The sequence below is a fragment of the Sphingomonas sp. genome (assembly GCF_019635455.1).
Taxonomy (GTDB): domain Bacteria; phylum Pseudomonadota; class Alphaproteobacteria; order Sphingomonadales; family Sphingomonadaceae; genus Sphingomonas.
Genome location: NZ_JAHBZJ010000003.1, coordinates 42,376 through 65,200, shown reverse-complemented (window position 1 = coordinate 65,200; position 22,825 = coordinate 42,376). Strand labels below are relative to the sequence as shown.

Below are 22,825 nucleotides of genomic sequence, written 5' to 3'. Positions count from 1 at the left end.
TAAGATATATCGTAGACAGATTTTGACAAGCCGCTTCGCGAAACATTTTCCAGTTCCTATATCGTTCGGCATGGCCGACCTGTTCGGCGGGCTGGACCCCGCCCCCGCTTCCGATGCGCATGCCGCTGACGGTCCGCTCGCCGACCGGCTCCGGCCGCGCCGGCTCGACGCGATCGTCGGGCAAGACCATCTGACCGGGCCGGAGGGCGCGATCGGGCGAATGGTGGCGGCCGGGCGCCTGTCCTCGATCATCCTGTGGGGGCCACCGGGAACGGGGAAGACGACCACCGCGCGCCTGCTCGCGGACGCGGTCGGCCTGCGCTTCGTCGCGATCAGCGCGGTCTTTTCCGGCGTCGCCGACCTGAAAAAGGTCTTCGCGGAAGCGCGCGAACATGCCCGGATCGGCACCCGCACCCTGTTGTTCGTTGACGAAATCCACCGCTTCAACCGATCGCAGCAGGACGGATTCCTTCCCTTTGTCGAGGACGGGACGGTGACGCTGGTCGGCGCGACGACCGAAAATCCGTCGTTCGAACTGAACGCCGCACTGCTCAGCCGCGCCCAGGTGCTCATCCTGCGCCGGCTCGATCACGGTGCGCTGGGTCAGTTGCTCGACCGCGCGGAGGCGTTGGAAGGGCGCCCCCTGCCGCTGACGCCGGACGCGCGCGACGCACTGGTCGCCAGCGCCGACGGAGACGGACGCTTCCTGCTCAACCAGGCAGAGACGCTGTTCTCGGTCACGTTTGACGCACCGCTCGATCCGACGGCGCTGGGCGCGTTCCTTCAGCGCCGGGTCGCCGTGTACGACAAGGATCGGGAGGGGCATTACAACCTCATCTCCGCGCTTCACAAATCAATGCGCGGGTCCGATCCGCAGGCCGCGCTCTATTATCTCGCGCGGATGCTGGTCGCGGGCGAGGAGCCGCTCTACGTCCTGCGCCGCATCACGCGCTTCGCCAGCGAGGATATCGGCCTCGCCGATCCCCAGGCGCTCGCCCAGTGCCTAGCCGCGAAGGACGCCTATGAATTTCTGGGCAGTCCCGAGGGCGAACTGGCGATCGTCCAGGCGTGTCTCTATTGCGCGACCGCTCCCAAATCGAATGCGGCATATCGGGCGATGAAGGCGGCATGGCGGGCGGCGAAGGACACCGGATCGCTGATGCCGCCGCAGAACATCCTGAACGCCCCGACAAAGCTGATGAAGGACATCGGCTATGGCAAGGGCTATGCCTATGACCATGATGCGGAGGGCGGGTTTTCCGGCGCCAATTACTGGCCGGAGGAGATGACGCCCCAATCCTTCTACGAACCGACCGACCGGGGGGTCGAAAAACGCATCGCCGAGCGGATGGCCTGGTGGGACGAACGGCGGCGTACCGACCGCGGATAGAGTGATCGCCACGCGCCGGGCAGGCAGGCAGGCAGGCAGGACGGCCGCCAAATGCCGCGCGAAAGCCCGCCAGCCGCTTTCATTGTAATCGGCGATCTGCTTTAGCATCGTGCGATGCCGATCCGCCCGTTCGCCGCCATTTCCGCGCTTGCGATGCTGGTCGCGTCCGGCGGGTGTGACCGGCGGCCGGACGATGTGGCGGTGACGGTCAGCGTGATTGGCGGCACCGCGAAACTCGCCGATCCGACGCGCGGTCCGCTCGACCCCGCCGAGCGGCTGACCGCCGACGCCATCGCCCAGGGGCTGGTCCGTTTCGACGCGAATGGCGGGATCGAGCCGGGCCTTGCCGAACGCTGGATCGTCATCGACGGGGGACGCAGCTACATCTTTCGGCTTGAGGACGCCAGTTGGCCCGACGGCACCCGAATCCGCGCCCGCGACGTGGTCGACAGCCTCCGCCGCACGGTCGCGGCGCAAAGCCGGGTCACGCTCTCCCCGTTTCTCGCGGTCATCGATGAAATTGTCGAAATGACCCCCCAGGTGGTCGAGGTGCGGCTGAAACAGCCCCGCCCCGACCTGCTGAAGCTCTTCGCCCAGCCGGAAATGGCGATCCTTCGCCGCCCCGTGCTCGCCGGAACCGGTCCGCTGCGCGTCGCGCGGTCGATGGCGGGCGAACTGCTGTTGCGTCCCCCGGTAAATGCCGATCCCGACGACGACGAGCCGGCGGAGGTCCAGGGCGAGGCCGACACGGTCCGCCTGCGCGGGGAGCGGGCGGCGCTGGCGGTGGCCCGGTTCGCCGCCCGCCGCTCCGACCTTTTGCTGGGCGGCACGTTTCGCGACTGGCCACTGCTCGCCCATGCCGACGTCGCACCGGCCAATGTCCGGGTCGATCCGGCGGCGGGGCTGTTCGGCCTCGCCATCGTGTCACGCGAAGGCTTTCTGTCTGCGCGGGAGAATCGCGCCGCGCTTGCCATGGCGATCGACCGGGCGACCCTTACCGCGCTGTTCCGTCCGGACTGGCAACCGGTTGAAACGATGCTGCCCGCGCGGCTCGATTCAAGCCGCGATCCCACGCCGCCGGCGTGGCAATCGCTCGATCTGGATGCGCGCCGGATCGCCGCGCGGAACCGGGTCGCGATCTATCACGCCGCCAATCCCGATACCCCGCTGACGATCCGGGTGGCGCTGACCCGCAGTCCGGGCGTGGTGCTGCTCTGGAGCCGGATCGCGAGCGACCTGCGCGATATCGGGCTGCTGCCGGTGTGGGTGGACGAGGATGCGGACGCCGATCTGCGCATCGTCGATGCGGTCGCGCCCTATGACAGCGGCCGATGGTATCTGGTCACCGCATGCGGTCTGTGCGCCGAACCGGTGATGGCCGCGATCACCGCCGCGCGCGACGCCCCCTCGCTCCCCGAACGCGCCAGCCGCATCGCCGCGGCCGAACTGGCGATGGCGCAGGACACCCCCTATATTCCGATCGCCCAGCCGCTCCGCTGGTCGCTGGTCGCGCTGCGGCTGGAGGCGTGGCAGGGGAACAGCCGGGCATGGCATCCGTTGACGCATCTGCGGCGCCCGGGTCGATAGGGAGAAGGCGAAATGGCGAAAGCGACACGGATGCACGCCAACATGGCGCAGATGGCTGGCAAGCTTCCCGTCGGCAACGACGCCGCCTCGGTCCGCCGCCGGGTCGAGGCGATGGAAAAGCTGCTCGAACGCAGCTTCGTCATTCCCGGAACCAATCAGCGGTTCGGCCTCGACGTGATCCTCGATCTGATCCCGGTCGGCGGTAGCTTCATCGGAGCCGCCTTCGGCCTCTATATGGCGTGGGAGGCCCGCAATCTCGGCATGCCCAAATCGACCTTCTGGCGAATGGCGGGCAATGTCGGGATCGACTGGCTGCTGGGCCTCATTCCAGGGATCGGCATCATCCCGGACTTCTTCTTCCGATCGAACTCGCGCAACCTGCGGATGATCCGCCGCCACCTTGATCGCCACCATCCCTCTACGGTGACGATCGATCGGTAGCGGCGTTCGCGGCGATCAGATTTCGGCGTTTTCTGCCGGTTCGTCGGCGGGCGTCCGGCTGCCCGCGAACCATGCCTGCGCATCGGGCCGAAAGAGCATCCAGACGGCATAGCCGGTCAGCGCGATGCCGATGATGTTCAGCCCGACGCTCACATTCCCCGATACGGCAATGCTCCTGACCAGCAGCGGCAGTCGCAACACCGACAGTGCGAACAGGATCGTGACGATCCATTTGCCCACCGTGCTCGCCCGGCGCGCCGTGAAATACCATAGCGCCAGCGAGATCAGCAGCATCAGCGCCAGAACGCCGATCAGAATCATCCGCGCCACGTCCATCATCTGGGCATTGCCGGCGAAGCCGGGCTGCGCCTCCAGCGTCCGGATCCACACCGACCACAGGATCGGAATGCCCGCCAGCCAGACCACGATGCTCGCCAGATAGGCCAGTTCGAACCGCACGATCGATATGGGACGCATGTTGCCGTTCCTCCCCCGGAATTTCAGCGTGGTCTTCACCTCAAGCGGCGGCAAAGTCCAGTCCGATGTCGGCGGCCGGGGCGGACTGGGTCAATCGTCCCACGCTGACGAAGGTGACGCCGGTTTCGGCGATCGCGCGGATCGTGTCGAGCCGGACGCCGCCCGACGCTTCGGTCGGCACGCGCCCGCCGACCAGCGTGACCGCGCCGCGCAGCGTCGGCGGATTCATGTTGTCGAGCAGCAGATGGGTGGCGCCGGCGGCCAGCGCCGGCTCGATCTGATCGACACGGTCCACCTCGACGATGATGCGATCGATTCTGGCGGTCACCGCACGCCGCACGGCTTCTTCCACCGATCCGGCGACGGCGACGTGATTGTCCTTGATCATCGCCGCGTCCCACAACCCCATGCGATGGTTCTGCGCGCCGCCCATCCGTGTCGCATATTTCTCCAGCCGGCGCAGTCCGGGAATGGTCTTTCGGGTATCGAGCAGCGTCGCTCCCGTCCCCGCGATCGCATCGACATAGCGCCGCGTGAGCGTTGCGATACCCGACAGGTGCTGGACGGTGTTCAGCGCCGCGCGCTCGGCGGTCAGCAGCGCGCGCGCATTGCCGCGAAGGCGCATCAGGTCCGCGCCGGCACCGACCTGCGCGCCCTCCCCCGCCAGAATGTCGATTTCGACTCCGGGATCGAGCGCGCGAAAGAACGCCGCCGCGATGGGCAGCCCCGCCACCGTCACCGCGTCGCGGCTGTCCATCACGCCGACAAACTGCGCGTCGGCGGGGATCACGGCCAACGACGTGACGTCCCCGGACCCGACATCCTCCGCCAGGGTCGCGGCCACGAATGCGTCCAGATCGAATCCATCGAGGGAAAAGCCGGTCATATCCTCATCCCGTTTCGCCAGGTCTGCGGGGGGCTATAGCCGATCGGCCCCCATCGCACAGCCGCCGCACGCCGATTTCGCGCGGGCGTTGCCACACCGGCGTCGCGCACCTATCTCAACCGCGAAACAACCATAGGGGTGATGACGGATGACGACCTTCGACGACCGCGAACGCGCGTTCGAGGCCAAGTTTGCGAGGGACGAGGACATGGCGTTCCGGATCACCGCGCGCCGCAACCGCCTGCTCGGCCAGTGGGCCGCGGCCAAGATGAACCTGACCGCCGAGGAAACCGACGCCTATGCCAAGGCGGTGGTGCAGGCCGATTTCGAGGAAGCGGGCGACGAGGACGTGATCCGCAAGCTGCTCGGCGACCTGACCGCGGCCGGGGTCGATATCGACGAGGCCACGGTCCGCCAGGCGCTTCAGGAACAGGCGGTCGAAGCGCGTCGCCAGATGATCGAGGCGACCTGACGATGCCGATGGCGGCGGACGAGATCGAGACGCTGATCCGGCAGGGGATTCCCGATGCCCGGATCGAAATCACCGATCTGGCCGGCGACGGCGATCATTATGCCGCGCGGGTGGAAAGCGAAACCTTTCGGGGGCTGCCCCGTATCAAACAGCATCAGGCAGTATATGCCGCGCTCGGCGGTCGGATGGGGGGCGTGCTCCACGCGCTCCAGTTGACCACCGCCGTACCGGCCGGAGGTGAATGAGATGACGGACGATATTCAGGCGCGAATCCAGTCGCTGGTCGATGGCAGCGACGTGCTGCTGTTCATGAAGGGGACGCCGCTGTTTCCCCAATGCGGCTTTTCCAACCGCGCGGTCTCGATTCTCGGCCATCTCGGCGTCGAATTCGACAGCGTCGATGTGCTTCAGGATCAGGCGGTTCGACAGGGCATCAAGAGCTTTTCCGACTGGCCGACCATCCCCCAGCTTTATGTGAAGGGCGAATTTGTCGGCGGGTCCGACATCATGATGGAAATGTACGAATCCGGCGAACTGGCGCAACTTCTCGGGGAAAAGGGCGTTGCCTGCGCGTAAACACCGTGAGTTTTCAGTAGCGTAGGAATTCCCCATGTTCATGCAGCCTCGCGCTGCCGCACCCGGTGCGGCGGCACGGGACGCCGCGTCCCTGCTGATCTGCGACCTGACGCAGAGCTATTCGCCGGCGGGCGGCGGCGGCATCAGCACCTATCTTCGCGAAAAGCGCGACTATGTGCTCAATCACACCCCGCATCAGTTGCTTCAGATCGTCCCCGGCCCCCACGACCGGGTGACGATCAACGGGCGTCACATCTTTGCGGAGGTGGGGGCGGAGCCGGTGCGCGGCAGTCCCAACTACCGGTTCATCCTGCGGACCGGAGCGGTGCGCGACCTGCTCGAACATTATCGGCCGGATATCATCGAATCGCTCTGCCCCTGGGTGTTGCCGTGGACGGCCATCAACTTCCGGCGCGACTTCCCGGACACGACCCTGGTCGCGGGATATCGGACCGATTTTCCGAACGCGCACGTCTATCGCGTGACCCGGGCGGGCGCCGGAACGCTGGCCGCGCGGTTCATGCGGATGCTGGCCTATGGCTATGCCGAAATCACCTATCGCGAGTTCGATCGCGTCTACACGCTCAGCGAGGATGCGCGCCGCACCCTTGCGCGGAAAAAGCTGACCCGGACCGATCTCCTGCCGCTCGGCGTCGATACCACGATGTTCTCGCCCGACAAGCGCGACCGCCGGTATCGCGCCGAACTCGGCCTTAGCGGGGACGGCCCCCTGCTGATCTATGCCGGCCGGATCGACAATGAAAAGCGCGCCGACCGGCTGGTGGAGATGTTTCGCCGGCTTCCCGCCGATCTCGGCGCCGCGATGGTCATGATCGGCGACGGCAAGCTGCGCGAACCGCTGATGCGCCGCGCCCGCGACCTGCCGATTGCGTTTCCGGGATTCGAGCGGGACCGGATCGAACTTGCCCGCGCGCTCGCCTCGTCGGACATCTATGTGTCGGCGATGGCGGACGAGACATTCGGCATATCGGTGCTGGAGGCACAGGCGTGCGGCCTGCCGGTGGTGGGCGTCGCCAGCGGCGCGATGCCCGATCGGGTACCGCCGTCGCTCGGCCTGCTCGGACCCGTCGATGACAGCGACGCGATGGCCGCAAATGTGGTGCGGCTGTGGGAATGCGGCGCGCGCCTGGTCGGCGCCCGCGCCCGCGCGATGGTGACCCGCGCCTATGGCTGGGACCGCACGTTCGAACGGCTTTTCGGCGAGATTTACCCACAGGCCCGCGCCCGCGCCGCCGAACGGCTGGAGGAGGACGGCGCGCGCATCTTCCGCCGGCGGCATCGCCGCGACGGATCGCCGGTGGTCTATCGTCATCGGGGTGCGGGGCGGGGCGAGCAGCCTGGACCGGTAAAGGTGGCCGCCCGCCCCTGAGGCATCACACGCTTGTGAACGGGTGCGCGAACAGCGTTGCAGGCCGCGTGCCACTTCGCACGATCGGCGGATTTCCGCGAAAATCAGCGTTAGCGAAACCCTAACCGCCCCTGCCCCTGTAAAATCGCCCGACACCGACCCGTGCGCCCGACCCGCGCGGCGCGGCCCCGTTCATAATGCGTTCAGCCGCGTGTTTACAGATGTGGTCGTAACGATTACACCTGTAATCGAAAGGGAGAATCATGAGCGAGCGCAGTAGCGAACGGATCAGCGAGGCCGAGCATGCCGTGATGGAGGTGCTCTGGGACGAATCCCCCCTCACCGCACAGGACGTGTCCGAACGCGTCGCGCCGACGCGCAGCTGGAGCGCGAACACCGTCAAGACGCTGCTTGGCCGGCTTCTCGCGAAGAACATCATCGCCGCCGAGGAAGATGGCCGGCGCTATCGCTATCGGCCGTTGGTCGATCGTGCCGACTATGTCGATGGCGAATCCCGTCGCCTGATCGACCGTCTGTTCGGCGGCAGGCTGACCCCGCTGGTCGCGCACCTCGCCGAGCGCGACGCGCTGACCGATCAGGATATCGCCGAGATCGAGGCGTTGTTGAAGGAGCTCAAGCAATGATCGCCTGGCTCGTCGAAACCTTTGTCGCGACCACGCTGTTGATGCTGGTCGTCCTGCTGGTCCGCCGCCCGGTCGCGCGTCAGTTCGGCCCCAACATCGCCTATGCGTTGTGGCTGCTCCCGGTGATCCGCATGGTAATGCCGCCGCTGCCCGGCACCTGGCGCTTTACCGACTTGATCGCTCCCCTCGCCCGCTCCGCACAGAATGGCGAGGGCGTCATGTTCGGCATTCTGAATACCGACACGATCCCGCAATCGGCGGTCGATACCGCGATATTCCAGGCGCAGGTCGAACTTGCCGGCCGTACCGCGCATCTCGCGGCGGTTCCGCCGACACCGGTCGCCGACGGGCCGAGCGTCGCGCTCCTGCTGGCCGCGCTCTGGGGGATCGGCGCACTCGCCTTTCTGGCCTACCATCTGATCGCGCACCGCTGTTTTTGCGCCCGGCTGCTGCATCGCGCGCGGGTCGAGCGGACCGTTGCGGAGGGGCGCGTGCGCGTGATCGAGACCGACGCGGCGACCGGGCCGCTCGCATTCGGCATCTGGCGCAAATACGTCGCCTTTCCGCGCGATTTTTCCGAACGCTACGACCCGTTGGAGCGCAACCTGGCGCTCGCGCACGAACTTGGCCACCATCTGCGTGGCGACCTGATCGCGAACTGGATCGCGCTGGTGGCGCTCGCGCTTCACTGGTTCAATCCGGTCGCATGGCGCGCATTCCGGGCGTTCCGCGCCGATCAGGAGCTTGCCTGCGACGCGCTGGTCCTGGCCGGACGCGCCCCCGCGCTGCGCCACGCCTATGGCCGGGCGATCGTCAAGTCCGCGCATGGCGGCGCGGTGTCGGCGGCTTGCCATCTGCACACGATAAATGAACTCAAAGGGAGGTTGAAAATGCTGTCGAAACACAATCACAAGTCGCGCCTGCGGCTCACCGCCGGGATCGCCGGCGCCACCGTTCTCACGCTTGCCGGGCTGGCGCTCACCGCGTCGGGAACCCAGGCGGCGGCCGCTGGCGACGACGTCAGCCGGATCCAGGCACCGGCGGCTCCCGAAGCGCCGGCCGCTCCGCGCGCACCGATGGCTGCCCCGGCCCCCCGCGCGCCGATCGCCGCGGTCGCACCCGGCCAGCCGGTCGCGCCGGTCGCTCCCGTCGCGCCCGCCGCGCCTCCCGCTTCGAAAAAGAGCGAGCGGCGCGTGGTGATCGTCGAAAAGAAGGATGGCAAGGAAATCACCCGCATCGTCGGCACGGCCAAGGGCGGCGATCCCATGTCCTGGAGCGAAGGCGCCGATCCGGCGGCCAGCGTCGATGTCCGGTCCGGCAAATGCGGCGCCCCCAAGGATGGCCAGCTGAAGATCGAGCGCATGGACGGACAAACCCGCCGCATCGTCATCTGCGAAGACCGGATCGAGGCGCGCGCCGCCGTCGCGACCGAGCGGGCGATGTCGGCCGAGCGCCGCGCCATGGCGATCGCGCCGCGCGCCGAAGCGATGGCGGTGGCCAGCGCGAAGCTGGGCAAGCGTCAGGCGCTGATGGGCCTTAAGCTCGCGCGCCGGTCGATCGAGGCGCAGGACACCCTCTCTGCCGCGCAGAAGGCCAAGGCGCTCACCGGGATCGACGAAGCGATCCGCGAACTTCAGGCCGAGCAGGACTGAGGCAAACCGAACGCCGGCCGGCGACACGCCCGTCGTCGCCAGCCGCGTTCGCCGGGCCGGCCGCATCCCCTTTGCGGCCGGCCCGTTTCGCTGCGGGCTTGCCTCGCGCGGCACGAGCGGCCATCTCGTCGCCATGACCGACCCGGCAACCGGCACCGCGACCCCGCTGGAACCGCTCGTCACGCGGGTGCTGGCGGCCAATCCCTCGCCCTTCACCTATTCGGGGACCCAGACCTATCTGGTCGGCACCCGCGACCTTGCGGTGATCGATCCCGGGCCGGACCTGCCAGAGCATATCGACGCGCTGATGCGGGCGATCGGCGAGCGGCCGGTGACCGCGATCCTGTGTACCCATACGCACCGGGATCACAGCCCCGCGAGCCGCGCGCTCAAGGCGGCGACCGGCGCACCGATCATCGGCTGCGCACCGCTCGCGCTTGCCGATGACGGCCCACGCGCCGACGCCGCGTTCGACCGCGACTACGCACCCGACGGCATCCTCGCCGATGGTGACGCCGTTCGCGGCGATGGCTGGACCCTGCATGCCGTGGCGACGCCCGGCCATACATCGAACCATCTCTGTTTCGCGCTGGAAGAGACCGGCGCGCTGTTCACCGGCGATCACGTCATGGGCTGGTCGACCACCGTCGTCGCGCCTCCGGACGGGGACATGAGCGCCTATATGGACAGCCTCCAGCGGCTGCTCGATCGCGACGACCGCGTCTATTATCCCGCGCACGGGCCGGCGGTCACCGCGCCGCGCCGGCTGGTGCGCGGCATGATGGGTCACCGCCGCCAGCGCGAGGGGCAGATCCTGCGACTGCTCGACCAGCGGATCGATCAGATCCCCGACATGGTGGAGCGGATGTATGTCGGGCTCGACCCCCGCCTCACCGGCGCGGCAGGCCGATCGGTCCTGGCGCACCTTATCGACCTCAGCAATCGCGGCCTTGTCCGCGCACAGGGAGAGACATGGACCAGGGCAGCGTAAGGCGCGGCGGCGGCTTTGGCCGCGGCTGCCTCATCTTTCTGGGCGTTCTGCTGGCGATGGCGCTGGCGGCGGGGGTGACCGCATGGGTGGTCGGCCGCGCCGCCGTCGACAGGCTGATCGGGGGGCCGGACCCGGTGACGGTCGCCGCCGCCAGCCTGCAAGGGCTGCGCGAGCAGAACCGGCTGTCGGCCTTTGCCGCGCGCTATGTGGCGGTCGTCACCACGACGCAGACCCGCCTCGGCCTGTCGGCGCGCAAGACGATGATCATGCCCGGCTCGGTCCGCTACGAGGTCGATCTGGGCCGACTCAATCAGCGCGACGTGATCTGGGACGCCGGGACAAAGAAGCTCACCATCGCCCTGCCCCCGCTCGACGTCGTCGGTCCGGACGTCGATCTCAACAACATCCGCGAATATGGCGAGGGCGGCGTGCTCATGGCACTGACCGACAGCGAAGACCGGCTGGACGCCGCCAACCGCGCCGCGGGACAAAAGGAACTGATCCGCCAGGCGCGCGAGCCGACCCCGATGCGGCTGGCCAAGGATGCGACCCGCCGCGCGGTCGAACGCAGCTTCGCGATGCCGCTGCGCGCCGCCGGGATGGATGTGACCGTCGAAGCCTATTTCCCCGACGAACGCAGCTCGCAGGACCGCGAACGCTGGGACGTCTCCCGCTCGATCGAACAGGTTATGAAGGACCGCGAGACGCGCCAGGCGCAGAAGAAATAGGTCGTGTCGCCTGCGTTCTGTGATACCCGCCCACGATCGCAGGTTCGGGGGCGGATCTCGTGGCCACTTCTCACGACCGCATGTTGCGCTCGACGACGATCGCGCGCGTTCGCGGCGGGCGAGCTGGTCGCCGTCAGCCCAGTCGGCGATGCGGTCGCGCACTGGGCGATCGACGGAACGCCCGGGGCCGGACGGCCGTTCGCGGCACACCTCCCTTGATCGCCGGTTCGTGCGGGTCCATGTGACCGGCATGAACGCTCCCAACAGCCTCGCCGGCGTCGATGTGCGCGCCGAGATCGATCGCCTGCGCAAGGAACGCAATGCGGTCATCCTCGCCCATTATTATCAGAAGCCGGAGATTCAGGACCTCGCCGATTTCGTCGGCGACAGCCTGGAGCTCAGCCGCAAGGCGGCGGAGACCGATGCGGACGTCATCGCCTTTTGCGGCGTGCGCTTCATGGCCGAAACCGCGAAGATCCTCTCGCCGGACAAGGTCGTGGTGCTGCCCGACATGAATGCCGGGTGCAGCCTGGAGGACAGTTGTCCGCCCGAACAGTTCGCCGCGTTCCGCGCGCAGCATCCCGATCACATCGCGCTGACCTACATCAACTGCTCGGTCGAGGTGAAGGCGCTCAGCGACATCATCGTCACCAGTTCGTCCGCCGAAAAGATCCTGAGCCAGATCCCAAGGCACCAGAAGATCATCTTCGGCCCCGACAAGCATCTGGGCGGATATATCAACCGCAAGATGGGCCGCGACATGCTGTTGTGGCCGGGCGTGTGCATCGTGCATGAGGCGTTCAGCGAAACCGAGCTGCTCAAGCTGAAGGCACAGCACCCCGACGCCCCCGTCGCCGCGCACCCCGAATGCCCGCCGCACGTGCTCGATCACGCCGATTATGTCGGATCGACCAGCGGCATCCTCAATTTCGCGAAGGAGTTCGACGGCGACACGATGATCGTCGCGACCGAACCGCACATCATCCACCAGATGGAAAAGGCGGTTCCGGAGAAAACCTTCATCGGCGCGCCGGGCGCGGACGGCAACTGCAACTGCAATATCTGCCCCTACATGGCGCTCAACACGCTGGAGAAACTCTACGTGGCGCTCCGTGACCTCGAACCGCGCATCGAGATCGCCGAGGATATCCGGCTGAAGGCGAAAAAGTCGCTCGACCGGATGCTGGCGATGGCAAGCGGGACGGTCGGGCTAGGCGATCTCGGGCCGCTCAGGGTGACGGGGGACTGACATCTAGCCCGCCGGCGGAAAAACGGCGGCAAGTGCCGTGCGATAGTTCGGGCCGACCGGAACTTCGGCCCCGTCGGCAAGGATGAGCGTCAATCCACGTCCCCGTCGATCGACCGCACGGATCGCCGCCAATCGCACGAAGGTCGAGCGATGAACGCGGCGCAAATCGCCGCCGTTCAAAAGTGACTCCACCTCCTTCATCGTAATGCGATGCAGCCAGGTGTGCTCAGCGCTGTGCAGATACACGTGATCGCCCGCAGCCTCGATGCGATCGATCTCGGCCAGGTTCACGCGAACCAGTTTGTGGCGCGTGTGGACCCAGAGCACGCCCTCCTCCGCAGACCGCGGTTCGGCATTGCCGACCGGCATCGCGGCCCTTGCGACACAGCGTCGGCGCGCGCGGTCCAGCGCCGAATCCAGCCTGTGCCGACGCACCGGTTTCAGCAGGTAATCGACCGCATCGACATCGAATGCCGCCGTCGCGTAACGGTCATAGGCGGTGACGAAGATGATATCCGGCCCACCGATGTGCGAAAGACGAGACGCGGCGGCAAGGCCATCGATTCCGGGCATATCGATATCCGTCAGCACCAGGTCGGCGCCATGTTCGCGAACCACGTCAAGCAACGTATCGCCGTCCGCAGCTTCGCCGACGATCTCGATATCCGAATGTGCGGCAAGCAAACCGCGCAAAAGTGCGCGGGCCAGCGCCTCATCGTCGGCGATGACCGCCTTCATCGCGTTTCAGCCTGCGGATCGGAGAGCGTGGCCGGAGCCGGGTTCGGCAGCCCGATGCTGGCGCGAAATCCATCGGGTGCCGCCTCAGTGGTCAACCATGCGCCGCCTTCATAGGCAAGAGCGAGACGTTGGCGTGTATTGGCCAAACCGATCCCGCCCCGTTTTGCGAACGCGCGCGCGAGCGGAAGCGGGCTGCCGTCGATCACGCGATTTGCGACCGTCAGAACCAGCATCACCCCTTCGATATCGGCACGAACTTCGACATGTACCGGCCGGCGCGATGGCGCGACGCCATATTTCACCGCATTCTCGATCAGCGGCTGAAGGATGAAGTTCGGGACCAGCCAGCTCCGCGCAGATTCATCGACCGCGAAACTCACGCTCATCCGCTCCGGAAATCTCGCTTCCTCGATCGAGAGATAGGCACGGACGGTTTCCAGCTCGTCGGCAAGCGGCACATTGCTGGTCGGATCCGAGACCAGCGACGCACGAAGGAAATCGGCGAGCCGGTCGATCATCGCTTCTGCCTCGGCCTCATGACGGGAGACGACCAGGGAAGCGATGCCGTTTAGCGTATTGAACAGGAAATGGGGATTGAGCTGCAATCGCAACGCCGCGGCCTCCGCCCGAAGCGCCGCAGCCTCGAATGCCGCGGCGCGGGCGGCGTTGAACCGCGCCTGATCGGTCGCACGCGATGCCCACAGGATCAGCGCCGCCAGGACATAGGTCCAGCTGTAGAGAATCAGGGCCATGCCGTAGCGCAACCCACGGACATTCAGCGCCCATGACTGCCAGTCCGGAAAAAGGGTCAGCGAGAGCAGCTTCAGATAATGGAGATCCACCGCAGTATGCAGAGCGGCAATCAGGACGATGACCAGCCCAAGGAACGGCCACCGCACGGTCGGATTCCAGGCAACGGTCGCGGTGATCAGCCAACACATGAACAGCGAGAGGGCAAAGCCCATCACGTACAGCGGCAGGTTGGTCAGGAACATGATCCCGGGCGGGGTGCGTCCGAGGAGCCAGGCAGAGATATCGACCTGAACATATCCTACGCCCCATAACACCAGCAGCAAGCGAACCAGCGGCTGCCCGAAAACCTCCTCATCCAGCCTTACCATCGCGATCATTCCCTCCCCGAAACGGAATAGTTCGGATCGCCGATATTTCACACGACAATCCGTCGCATGAAACGACATGTTCGTCGCAACGGGGCGTGCCAGTCGCAGCCATGCGCACCCCCGCCGTTCGACGCCTTGGCGACATGCCCCCGCCCCTTCAGGACCGATCCGGAAGGAGGGGGCGTGCGATGAACCTGGTGACCTGGTTTATTCTGATCCTGCCCGCGATGCTGATCGCAACCATCCTGATGATCGCGGCGAAGCGGGTCGATCGGCTGGTCAGGGAATCCGTACACTGGCCCAGCGTGCAGGGCCGGGTCACCGCTGCCCGCATCCGCCGCACGCGCAACACGCGCGCCCCGCGAATCGATTACACCTATGAGGTTCGCGGCGTCAGATATCGCGGCAACCGCTTCAGCTTCGTCCAGCAAAGCCTGAACATGAGCGATTGCCGGGCGGTCCTCGACCGCTTCCCGCCCGATGCGATGGTGCCGGTCTGGTACGATCCGCTGAAGCCCGCCTACTCCGTACTTGAACGCAAGGGGAGCGCCACCGCGCTGCGCGTCGCCGCGGCGACCGTCCTTGTCCTGTTTCTCTTTGTCCTCGTCATCCTGGAGCTTGAGAAATGAAACGCCTCATCCTGCACTTCGTCGCGGCGTTCGTCGTTGCATTCGCCGCTGTGACCCCGATCGCGGCCCGCGCCCAGACGTCCTGCCCGCCGGCGGGCGCGGTGTTCGAATATCACGACAGTTATCAGGGGAGCGTATATTCCTATGACAAGGGCTGGGTCCGCGTCGTGTCGCTCGGCGGCGCGCGCGACAACCTTGGTCGCTGCTATTTCCGGGCGGTCAACGGCACGATATGGAAACTGGCCGCGGATGCCCCGTTGCGGAGGGCGAGCGCCACCTCCATGCCCTCTCAGCGGCCGACGGCACCCCCAGCGGCGGCGGCCGGCCCCGGAGGCCCGATCCCGGTCGGCGTCTATGAATGCGACGCGCCGATCACGATCGGCGGCATGGTGATGGGATCGCCCCAGACCGGGCTGATGTTCGGCATATTCGGCCCCGGCTCCTATCGCGACTTCAACGGCGGTCGCGGTACCTACACGATGACCGGCAACATCCTGCGCATGACTAGCGGCCCGCTCGCCGGCACCCGCTACGAACGACAGGAGGCGACCTACTTCAAGCCGCTGAATGCGCAGGGGAAAACGGGTTCGATCCGTTGCGTCCTCAACAAGTCCAAATCGCTGAACGGGCGCTGGTGAGCGCCCAATGACGGGAGCACATGCTATGAAACGCAAGATCGTCATCGTCGGGGCTGCCACCATCGCATGCCTGTCGGTCGCCCTCCCCCTGCCCGCAATGGCACAGGTGTCGGTCCAGGTTTCTGGCGGCATGCCGGCGATCGCCAGCTACTACGCGACCGGAAGCTGCCTCGATGTCGGCAATGGGAACGTCATCATGATCGCCGCCTGCAACGCCAGTCGCGGTGCGCAGGGATGGCGCTTCGTGACAGGCAGTTACGGCATGATCTCGCTCGGCAACCAGACTTGCCTCGCCTCCAATGGGCAGGGCCAGCCGCTGGTCGCGGCACGATGTGCCAATACGCCTAACCAGCGCTGGGCGCTGGACTATAATGGCGCACTTCGAAACGAAGCCGGTGTCTGCGCCGATATCGAGGGCGGCAATCGCAGTTCGGGTGCGCGCGTTGTCGGTTGGAGCTGCCATGGCGGCATGAACCAGAAATGGTATCAGGCGACGAGCGGCGGCCGCGCCACCTATCGCATCAGCGTCGCCACTCCGCTGACGTCGCGTGGATTTGAAGGACGGGCGCTGATCTCGTCAAGCGGCCCAAGCCCCTACAACATTGTCGCGGGGGGCGCCGGTAACATCGTCGCCGGCGGCGCGGGAAACATCGTCGCTGGCGGGGCAGGAAACATCGTTGCCGGGGGGGCCGGCAACCTGATCGCACAGGGCATCGTCGCCGGGGGCGCGGGCAATCTGATCGCAAATGACGGCGCCTCCATGCGCGTCATCGCCGCTGGACAATTCCGGTGAAGGCGGCGCGAGGCGCGATGCGCAGCCTTCCCGCAGTCGTGATCGCGGTCGCCATGATCGCCCTTCCCGCCACCGCCCAGGACATACCGGACGCGCCGATCGCACCAGGCGGTCAGGCAATCCCGACACCAGAGATGGCAGCGCCGGCGGCCGCAGTCGCTCCTCCCCCCGGACAGGCGGCCCCCGTCGCCGCCGCCCCGGCGTTCCGCGAATATGACAAGGTGGAAGTGGCCGACGCGGAAAATCCCGGCATGTGGAAAGCCTGCACCGTGCTGACCGTGTTCAAGGGGGCATATGAGGTGAGTTGCAACTATACCCGTACCATCGCGCGCGACGTCAGCACGCGTAAACCGGGCGGGCAGGCCACGCCCCAGACCGCCGCGCAGCCGGTTTCAGGGCCGCCATTCAAGGCGGGTGACATCGTTCTGGGTTCGATCATGGGCCTCCCCGACGACTGGCGGTTATGCGTGATCCTGCGCAACGAGGTCGCGAGCAGCAACAGCTATCCGTCGAATTGCGGCGGCAGCCAGTATCGCCTGCTTCCCAAATGGGTGCGGGTTGATCCCGACGCGCCGCAGTAACTGCCCGACTCCTCGCTCGACCTGAACGGGGGGCGGCCGCTTTTTCCGGCGGAGAGATGTCCGGTTCGCCGTCAATCCCCCGTCTATCCCTTCGCCATCAACCATGAAGGAGGGATAGGGTCATGTTCGTTTCGCCCCGCAACTGCCTGTTTGTCGGCGTCGCTGCCGCGACCGCCGCGATTACGTCCGCTCATGCGCAACTACAAGCCAGTCCCAAACCGCAGGTGACGCCCAGCGTCAGGCCGGCTCCCCCCGCCGCCCGACGGGTTCCGCCGGTGCCACAATTTCTGGCACCCGCGCAGTTGCGGGCGCGCCTGCCAAAAACACTGCCGGCCAGCGTCATTCCCAATCTGAAAAGCGCGTTCAGCCTGACGCCCGCCCAGCAATCGGTCAGCGGACGCGGGTCGATGCGCATCGACGGCAAGGTTATCGTTCCAAATCCGCTTCCGCCCGGTTTCAACGGACAGGCTACCGTCACCTATCGGCTCATCGGTATCGGAACAGCAAGCTGGGTGGGTGGCGTTTTCATCACACTGAAGGCGCAGAAAGACGTCTTCTACGCCATCGATTGTCTGGCCAGTGTCAGCCAGAATGACAGCGTCGATTTCACCATCACGGGTGCCGGCGCGCCACAAAGCGGCAAGATCCGGGTAGAAGGCGGCCACATCGTCCTGAACGCGCGTCGCACCGTCGATACCGGCGACGTATCGATCATGATTCGCCCGGAAACCTATGTCCCCTCGACCAATCCGTTCATCCCGGAAAAGAATGTGATGGATTTCTGGGGCTGCCAGATTTCCAGCGCCTGACCGGACAAAGGGAATTGGCCGGATGCGCGCGTCCGCATCCGGCCAATTCAAAACTCACCGCGTCAGCTTCTTATACGCCAACCGCGTAGGCCGGTCAGCGGCATCACCCAGGCGGCGGCGCTTGTCCTCCTCATACGCCTCGAAATTCCCTTCGAACCATTCGACATGGCTGTCGCCTTCGAACGCCAGGATATGCGTCGCGAGGCGATCGAGGAAGAAGCGGTCGTGGCTGATCACCACCGCGCATCCCGCGAAATTCTCGATCGCTTCCTCCAGCGCGCCCAGCGTTTCCACGTCGAGATCGTTGGTCGGTTCGTCGAGCAGCAGCACGTTGCCACCGCGCTTCAGCATCTTGGCGATATTGACGCGGTTGCGCTCACCGCCAGAGAGCTTGCCGACATTCTTCTGCTGGTCCTGGCCCTTGAAGTTGAACGCGCCGACATAGGCGCGGGTCGACTGGTCGTGGCCGTTGACCTTCATGTAATCGAGCCCGTCGGAGATTTCCTCCCAGACATTCTTGCTGTCGTCGAGGTGATCGCGGCTCTGATCGACATAGCCCAGGCGAACGGTCGAACCGATATCGATCTCGCCGCTGTCGGGCGTTTCCTGTCCGGTGATCATCTTGAACAGCGTCGATTTGCCCGCGCCGTTCGGTCCGATCACGCCGACGATGCCGCCCGGGGGCAGCATGAACGACAGATCCTCGAACAACAGCTTGTCGCCATAGGCCTTGCTGATGTTCTTCGCCTCGATCACCTTGCCGCCCAGCCGCTCCGGCACCTGGATGACGATCTGGGCCTTGCCCGGCGTGCGGTTCTCCTGCGCCTCGACCAGCTGTTCGAACTTGGAAATACGCGCCTTCGACTTGGTCTGGCGCCCCTTCACACCGGCGCGGATCCACTCCAGCTCGTCCTTGATCGCCTTCTGGCGGCCGGTGGCCTCGCGGTCCTCCTGCTCCAGGCGCTTGGCCTTCTTTTCCAGGTAGGTCGAGTAATTGCCCTCGTACGGGAAATATTTCCCGCGATCGAGCTCAAGGATCCAGCCGACGACATTGTCGAGGAAATAGCGGTCGTGGGTGATCATCAGCACCGCGCCGGGATATTCCTTCAGATGGTTTTCGAGCCATTCGACGCTCTCGGCATCCAGATGGTTGGTCGGCTCGTCCAGCAGCAGGATCGACGGTTTCTGGATCAGCAGGCGGGTCAGCGCGATGCGGCGCTTTTCACCGCCCGACAGCTTCTCGACGCTCCAGTCCGACGGCGGGCAGCGCAACGCCTCCATCGCGACCTCAAGCTGGTTGTCGAGCGTCCAGCCATCGACCGCGTCGATCTTGGCCTGCAACTCGCCCATTTCCTCCATCAGCGCGTCGAAATCGGTATCGTCCTGCGGATCGCCCATTTCCGCCGCGATCGCGTTGAACCGCTCGACCATGTCGGCCGTCTCGCGCGCGCCGTCCTTGACGTTTTCCAGCACCGTCTTGCTCGGGTCGAGCTGCGGCTCCTGCGGCAGGTAGCCGACGGTGATATTCTCGCCCGGCCATGCCTCGCCCGAAAAATCGGTGTCGATCCCCGCCATGATCTTCATCAGCGTCGATTTGCCCGCGCCGTTGGGGCCGACGATCCCGATCTTTGCGCCCTGATAGAATTGCAGGTTGATGTTGCTCAGCACCGGCTTCTGCGCGCCGGGGAAGCTCTTGGTCATGTCCTTCATCACGAAGGCGTATTGGGCGGCCACGTGCGGGGTCTCCGATCTGCGAAATTGATGCGCGGGAAAGTTGGCGGGCATGTAGCGATGCACCCGGCGATTGGCAAACCGCGCGCGGGGCAATAGCGTTGCGGCCATGCGCAAGATTCTGATCGCGGCCCTCGCCGCCTCCGCCCTTCCCCTCCCCGCCCTGGCCCAGATGGACCCCGCCGTGCTGCGCGATGCCGCGCTGAAGGACGATCTGGCATGGGACATCACCGAAAGCCTGACCACCGAAGTCGGCCCGCGCCTCGCCGGGACGGAGGCAGAGGCGCGCGCCCGCGCATGGGCGGTCAAGACGCTCACCACGCTGGGATTCAGCAACGTGCGCGCGGAGCCGTTCCAGATGAAGACCTGGGTCCGGGGTGAGGAAAAGCTGGAGGTGCTGGCCCCCTTTCCCCAGCCGCTTCGGCTGACCGCGCTCGGCAATTCCGGCGCCACGGCGGACAAGGGGCTTGAAGGCGAAATCGTCTATTTCCCCGACCTCGCCGCGCTGTCCGCCGCGCCCGACGGCAGTCTGAAGGGCAAGATCGCCTTTGTCAGCCACGCGATGACGCGCACCCAGGACGGATCGCAATATGGCGCGTTCGGCGCGGTGCGGCGCGGGGGACCCGCCATCGCCGCGAAAAAGGGCGCGGCGGCGATCCTGATCCGTTCGGTCGGCACCGACCATCATCGCAATCCGCACGCCGGCGGCACGAACTTTCCCGACGGCGTCACCCCGATCCCCGCCGCCGCCCTGTCGGTGCCGGACGCCGAACAACTCCAGCGCATCCTGAAGCGTGGCACGCCGGTGAAGGTGAAACTCACCCTCACCCCGCGCGTCGTCGGCATGACCGAATCGGGCAATGTGCTCGCCGAAGTGCCAGGCAGCGACCCGTCGGCCGGCATCGTCATCGTCGCCTGCCACCTTGACAGCTGGGACCTTGGCACCGGCGCGATCGACGACGCGTCGGGCTGCGGCATCGTGGCGGCGGCGGCGAAGCGCATCATGGATGCCGGCACGCCCCGCCGGACGATCCGCATCCTGTTCGCCGGCGCGGAGGAGGAAGGCGGCTTTGGCGGCGACGCCTATTTCAAGGCGCATCGGGGCGAGGCGCATGCGCTGGCCGCCGAATCGGACTTTGGCGCCGACCGGATCTGGCGGGTCGATTTCAAACTGCCGGACGGTGCGAAACCCGTCGCCGACCGGATTGCCGCCGCGCTCGCGCCGCTCGGCATCGGGCGCGGACGCGATCCGGCAGGCGGCGGCGAGGATGTCCGCCGGCTCGTTCAGGCCGGCACCTCGGGCGTCGATCTGCAACAGGATGGCAGCCGCTATTTCGACTATCACCACACCCCGGACGACACGCTCGACAAGGTGGATCCTGAGCAGTTGCGACAGAATGTCGCGGCATGGACGGCGATGCTTGCGATCGCGGCGAATGCGCCCGAAAAGCTGCTGCCCGAAATGTGATGCGGCGCACCATTTTCGTCCACACAAACCTTTCTACAGGATGAATTTGGATTGACGCGGGCGTAACGGGCGTTATTCCGACTAACTCGCACGGCAATCGCGCCGGGGCGAAACGAATAATTTGCTTGGGAGCAAACCGTAATGAAGAAGGTCCTCATCGTCGCCGCCGCGACTGGCCTGATGTCGCTCGCCGCTTGCGACACGACCCCGGCCGCCAACAACACTGCCGAGAACGTCGCCGAGGCGATGGAGAACGCTGCCGACAACCTCGAAGCGGCTGCCGACAACGCGACCAACGACACCGCCGAAGCGGCTCTCGAGAACGCTGCCGACAACATGGAAGCCGCCGCGGACAACGTGGCCGAGTAATCTACTCGCGCTTCCTGGACCCGATCGGGTCCGGTGGAACGAAAGGGCGTCCCTGCGGGGGCGCCCTTTTTTCGTGCCTCGGCTCGACACCCGCTTCGGGCGGCCTAAACAGATGGCGATGGAGGATTGGGCCGATCTCGTCGCCTTCGCGCTGAACCTGCCCGGGGTCGTGATCGCGAGCCATTATGGCCATCCGGTGCCAAAGAAGAACGGCCGGGCGATCGTCGCCCCCGGTCGCGAAGCCGGCAGTTTCTGCCTGATGGTATCGACAGATGAAAAGCAGCTGCTGCTCGATACCGATCCCGATACCTTCTGGCAGACCGATCATTATCGGAACTATCCCGCGATCCTGGTACGCTATGGCCGGTCCCGCGCGCGCGTCGAAACCGGGGTCCGGCGCAGCTGGTGGGACCTTTGTTCGCCACCGGAACGACGCGCCCATGGTCCGCGTCCCTGATCATTTTCGTCGGTTCGCCGCCATCGATTGGTCGGGTGCGCGCGGCGAGAGGCATCGCGGCATCGCGGTCGCACTGTGCGAAGCGGGCGACGCGGCGCCGGTACTTGTCGCGCCCCCCGGCCGGTTATGGTCGCGCATGGACGTGCTCGCCTGGCTCGTCGCGCAGGCCGATTCGCCACTGCTCGCCGGCTTCGATTTCAGCTTTTCCGCGCCGTTCCTCGATCACGGCGCGCATCTTCCCGGCGACACCGCCGACGCCGACGCCCGCGCCCTCTGGGCCTATGTCGATACCTTCAGTCGAGGGACCGATCTTGGCGCGGTCGATTTCCTGGAGGCGCGGCGCGGCCGGCATTTCTACCTTGGCGCGTCGGATGGGCGAAAAGCCGATTTCCTGCGCTGGCGCCGGTGCGAAATCGCGCATGACGGCACCACCAAGCCATCGACGGTGTTCGACGCGATCGGCGCGGCGCAGGTGGCAAAGGCGAGCTTCGCCGGAATGCGAATGCTTCACCGTCTGAACGGGCGCGTGCCGGTGTGGCCGTTCGATCCGCCACCCCGCAGCGGCGCCGCCGTGGTCGAAATCTACACCGCGATCGCCGCGCGCGCCGCAGGCGTGCCGCGTGGCCGCTCCAAGATCCGCGACGCCGCCGCGCTCGATCGTGCGCTCGCCCGGCTGGGCAGCAGGCCGCACCGCCCGCTTGAGCGCGATGACGATCACGCGACCGACGCGATCGTCACCGCCGCATGGCTCCGCGCGAATGCCGGACGCGCCGCTCTGTGGCGCCCATGTGCGCTCACGCCCGACGTCGCGCGAAGCGAGGGCTGGACGTTCGGCATTCCTTGACGCAAAGGGACGCTCCCCAATCGGAATGCCGGTTTAGCTCAGCTGGTAGAGCAGCGGTTTTGTAAACCGAAGGTCGCGGGTTCGATCCCTGCAACCGGCACCATCCCCGCCCGGAGCGCAATTCCCTCTCGCCTTTCCGGAGGCGGTCGCTAAAAAGGGCGTAACTGACAACGCTATCAGGGGAG

The 22,825-nt window shown here is 66.1% G+C and carries 26 protein-coding genes and 1 tRNA gene; 22 read left to right on the top strand and 5 right to left on the bottom strand.

Features of this window, described 5'->3' with window-relative positions; all coding sequences use genetic code 11:
* The first annotated feature begins 70 nt into the window (after positions 1-70).
* The 3 genes from KF783_RS05095 (at position 71) to KF783_RS05085 (ending at position 3,418) form a co-directional block, all read left to right on the top strand.
* Positions 71-1,390 carry a replication-associated recombination protein A gene (locus KF783_RS05095; RefSeq protein WP_294077089.1) on the top strand — a complete coding sequence of 440 codons (1,320 nt, stop codon included), beginning with the start codon at positions 71-73 and terminating at the stop codon, positions 1,388-1,390.
* Positions 1,391-1,504: 114 nt separating this feature from the next.
* Positions 1,505-2,977 (top strand): ABC transporter substrate-binding protein, encoded by a 1,473-nt coding sequence (locus KF783_RS05090; protein ID WP_294077087.1) that lies wholly within the window; start codon positions 1,505-1,507, stop codon positions 2,975-2,977.
* 12 nt (positions 2,978-2,989) lie between these two features.
* Positions 2,990-3,418, top strand: coding sequence for a DUF4112 domain-containing protein (locus tag KF783_RS05085; protein ID WP_294077085.1), 429 nt, complete (start codon positions 2,990-2,992; stop codon positions 3,416-3,418).
* 15 nt (positions 3,419-3,433) lie between these two features.
* On the opposite strand, the gene KF783_RS05080 is transcribed toward KF783_RS05085, so the two are convergent.
* The gene (locus KF783_RS05080; RefSeq protein WP_294077084.1) at positions 3,434-3,895 is read right to left on the bottom strand and encodes a hypothetical protein; all 462 of its coding nucleotides are present in this window, start codon (positions 3,893-3,895) and stop codon (positions 3,434-3,436) included.
* A 40-nt stretch (positions 3,896-3,935) separates the two neighbouring features.
* Positions 3,936-4,781, bottom strand: coding sequence for a carboxylating nicotinate-nucleotide diphosphorylase (gene nadC, locus KF783_RS05075; protein WP_294077083.1), 846 nt, complete (start codon positions 4,779-4,781; stop codon positions 3,936-3,938).
* A gap of 148 nt (positions 4,782-4,929) precedes the next feature.
* On the opposite strand from nadC, the gene KF783_RS05070 reads away from it, so the two are divergent.
* The 9 genes from KF783_RS05070 (at position 4,930) to nadA (ending at position 12,462) form a co-directional block, all read left to right on the top strand.
* Positions 4,930-5,253, top strand: coding sequence for a DUF1476 domain-containing protein (locus KF783_RS05070; RefSeq protein ID WP_294077081.1), 324 nt, complete (start codon positions 4,930-4,932; stop codon positions 5,251-5,253).
* A gap of 2 nt (positions 5,254-5,255) precedes the next feature.
* Positions 5,256-5,498, top strand: a complete 243-nt coding sequence (locus KF783_RS05065; RefSeq protein ID WP_294077079.1) for a BolA family transcriptional regulator — start codon at positions 5,256-5,258, stop codon at positions 5,496-5,498.
* A gap of 1 nt (position 5,499) precedes the next feature.
* Positions 5,500-5,829, top strand: a complete 330-nt coding sequence (gene grxD / locus KF783_RS05060) for a Grx4 family monothiol glutaredoxin (protein WP_294077078.1) — start codon at positions 5,500-5,502, stop codon at positions 5,827-5,829.
* 34 nt (positions 5,830-5,863) lie between these two features.
* On the top strand, positions 5,864-7,219 hold the full coding sequence (locus tag KF783_RS05055) for a glycosyltransferase (protein WP_294077076.1): 1,356 nt from the start codon (positions 5,864-5,866) through the stop codon (positions 7,217-7,219).
* A gap of 242 nt (positions 7,220-7,461) precedes the next feature.
* Positions 7,462-7,842, top strand: coding sequence for a BlaI/MecI/CopY family transcriptional regulator (locus KF783_RS05050; RefSeq protein WP_294077074.1), 381 nt, complete (start codon positions 7,462-7,464; stop codon positions 7,840-7,842).
* On the top strand, positions 7,839-9,494 hold the full coding sequence (locus tag KF783_RS05045; protein ID WP_294077072.1) for a M56 family metallopeptidase: 1,656 nt from the start codon (positions 7,839-7,841) through the stop codon (positions 9,492-9,494). Before KF783_RS05050 ends, KF783_RS05045 begins: the two co-directional genes overlap by 4 nt.
* A gap of 133 nt (positions 9,495-9,627) precedes the next feature.
* Positions 9,628-10,485, top strand: a complete 858-nt coding sequence (locus KF783_RS05040) for an MBL fold metallo-hydrolase (RefSeq protein WP_294077070.1) — start codon at positions 9,628-9,630, stop codon at positions 10,483-10,485.
* Positions 10,467-11,213, top strand: coding sequence for a DUF4230 domain-containing protein (locus tag KF783_RS05035; protein ID WP_294077068.1), 747 nt, complete (start codon positions 10,467-10,469; stop codon positions 11,211-11,213). Before KF783_RS05040 ends, KF783_RS05035 begins: the two co-directional genes overlap by 19 nt.
* 250 nt (positions 11,214-11,463) lie before the next feature.
* Complete coding sequence (nadA, locus tag KF783_RS05030; protein WP_294077066.1) at positions 11,464-12,462, top strand: quinolinate synthase NadA; 999 nt, start codon at positions 11,464-11,466, stop codon at positions 12,460-12,462.
* A 3-nt stretch (positions 12,463-12,465) separates the two neighbouring features.
* Here the strand turns inward: nadA and KF783_RS05025 are convergent, their stop codons facing one another.
* A complete protein-coding gene (locus KF783_RS05025; RefSeq protein WP_294077064.1) occupies positions 12,466-13,200 on the bottom strand; it encodes a LytTR family DNA-binding domain-containing protein in 735 nt (244 codons plus the stop codon).
* Positions 13,197-14,321 (bottom strand): histidine kinase, encoded by a 1,125-nt coding sequence (locus KF783_RS05020; protein WP_294077062.1) that lies wholly within the window; start codon positions 14,319-14,321, stop codon positions 13,197-13,199. The genes KF783_RS05025 and KF783_RS05020 overlap by 4 nt, the downstream gene beginning before the upstream one ends.
* Before the next feature lie 188 nt (positions 14,322-14,509).
* Between KF783_RS05020 and KF783_RS05015 the strand changes: the two genes are divergently transcribed.
* The 5 genes from KF783_RS05015 (at position 14,510) to KF783_RS04995 (ending at position 17,771) form a co-directional block, all read left to right on the top strand.
* Positions 14,510-14,950, top strand: coding sequence for a DUF3592 domain-containing protein (locus KF783_RS05015; RefSeq protein ID WP_294077061.1), 441 nt, complete (start codon positions 14,510-14,512; stop codon positions 14,948-14,950).
* On the top strand, positions 14,947-15,588 hold the full coding sequence (locus tag KF783_RS05010; protein ID WP_294077060.1) for a hypothetical protein: 642 nt from the start codon (positions 14,947-14,949) through the stop codon (positions 15,586-15,588). Before KF783_RS05015 ends, KF783_RS05010 begins: the two co-directional genes overlap by 4 nt.
* Positions 15,589-15,613: 25 nt before the next feature.
* The gene (locus KF783_RS05005; protein WP_294077059.1) at positions 15,614-16,381 is read left to right on the top strand and encodes an RICIN domain-containing protein; all 768 of its coding nucleotides are present in this window, start codon (positions 15,614-15,616) and stop codon (positions 16,379-16,381) included.
* A 17-nt stretch (positions 16,382-16,398) separates the two neighbouring features.
* The gene (locus KF783_RS05000) at positions 16,399-16,962 is read left to right on the top strand and encodes a hypothetical protein (protein WP_294077057.1); all 564 of its coding nucleotides are present in this window, start codon (positions 16,399-16,401) and stop codon (positions 16,960-16,962) included.
* A 302-nt stretch (positions 16,963-17,264) separates the two neighbouring features.
* Positions 17,265-17,771: a hypothetical protein gene (locus KF783_RS04995; RefSeq protein WP_294077055.1), complete on the top strand. Its 507-nt coding sequence runs from the start codon at positions 17,265-17,267 to the stop codon at positions 17,769-17,771.
* A 54-nt stretch (positions 17,772-17,825) separates the two neighbouring features.
* Here KF783_RS04995 and ettA read toward each other — a convergent pair whose 3' ends face one another.
* Entirely contained in the window at positions 17,826-19,505 is a 1,680-nt protein-coding gene (gene ettA, locus KF783_RS04990) for an energy-dependent translational throttle protein EttA (RefSeq protein WP_294077053.1), read from the bottom strand.
* Positions 19,506-19,611: 106 nt separating this feature from the next.
* Between ettA and KF783_RS04985 the strand changes: the two genes are divergently transcribed.
* The 5 genes from KF783_RS04985 (at position 19,612) to KF783_RS04965 (ending at position 22,743) form a co-directional block, all read left to right on the top strand.
* Complete coding sequence (locus tag KF783_RS04985; RefSeq protein ID WP_294077051.1) at positions 19,612-20,970, top strand: M20/M25/M40 family metallo-hydrolase; 1,359 nt, start codon at positions 19,612-19,614, stop codon at positions 20,968-20,970.
* A gap of 141 nt (positions 20,971-21,111) precedes the next feature.
* Positions 21,112-21,339, top strand: a complete 228-nt coding sequence (locus KF783_RS04980; protein ID WP_294077049.1) for a hypothetical protein — start codon at positions 21,112-21,114, stop codon at positions 21,337-21,339.
* Positions 21,340-21,457: 118 nt separating this feature from the next.
* Complete coding sequence (locus KF783_RS04975) at positions 21,458-21,796, top strand: hypothetical protein (protein WP_294077048.1); 339 nt, start codon at positions 21,458-21,460, stop codon at positions 21,794-21,796.
* The gene (locus KF783_RS04970; RefSeq protein ID WP_294077047.1) at positions 21,780-22,640 is read left to right on the top strand and encodes a hypothetical protein; all 861 of its coding nucleotides are present in this window, start codon (positions 21,780-21,782) and stop codon (positions 22,638-22,640) included. Before KF783_RS04975 ends, KF783_RS04970 begins: the two co-directional genes overlap by 17 nt.
* Positions 22,641-22,667: 27 nt before the next feature.
* Positions 22,668-22,743, top strand: a tRNA-Thr gene (locus KF783_RS04965).
* Positions 22,744-22,825: the final 82 nt, after the last annotated feature.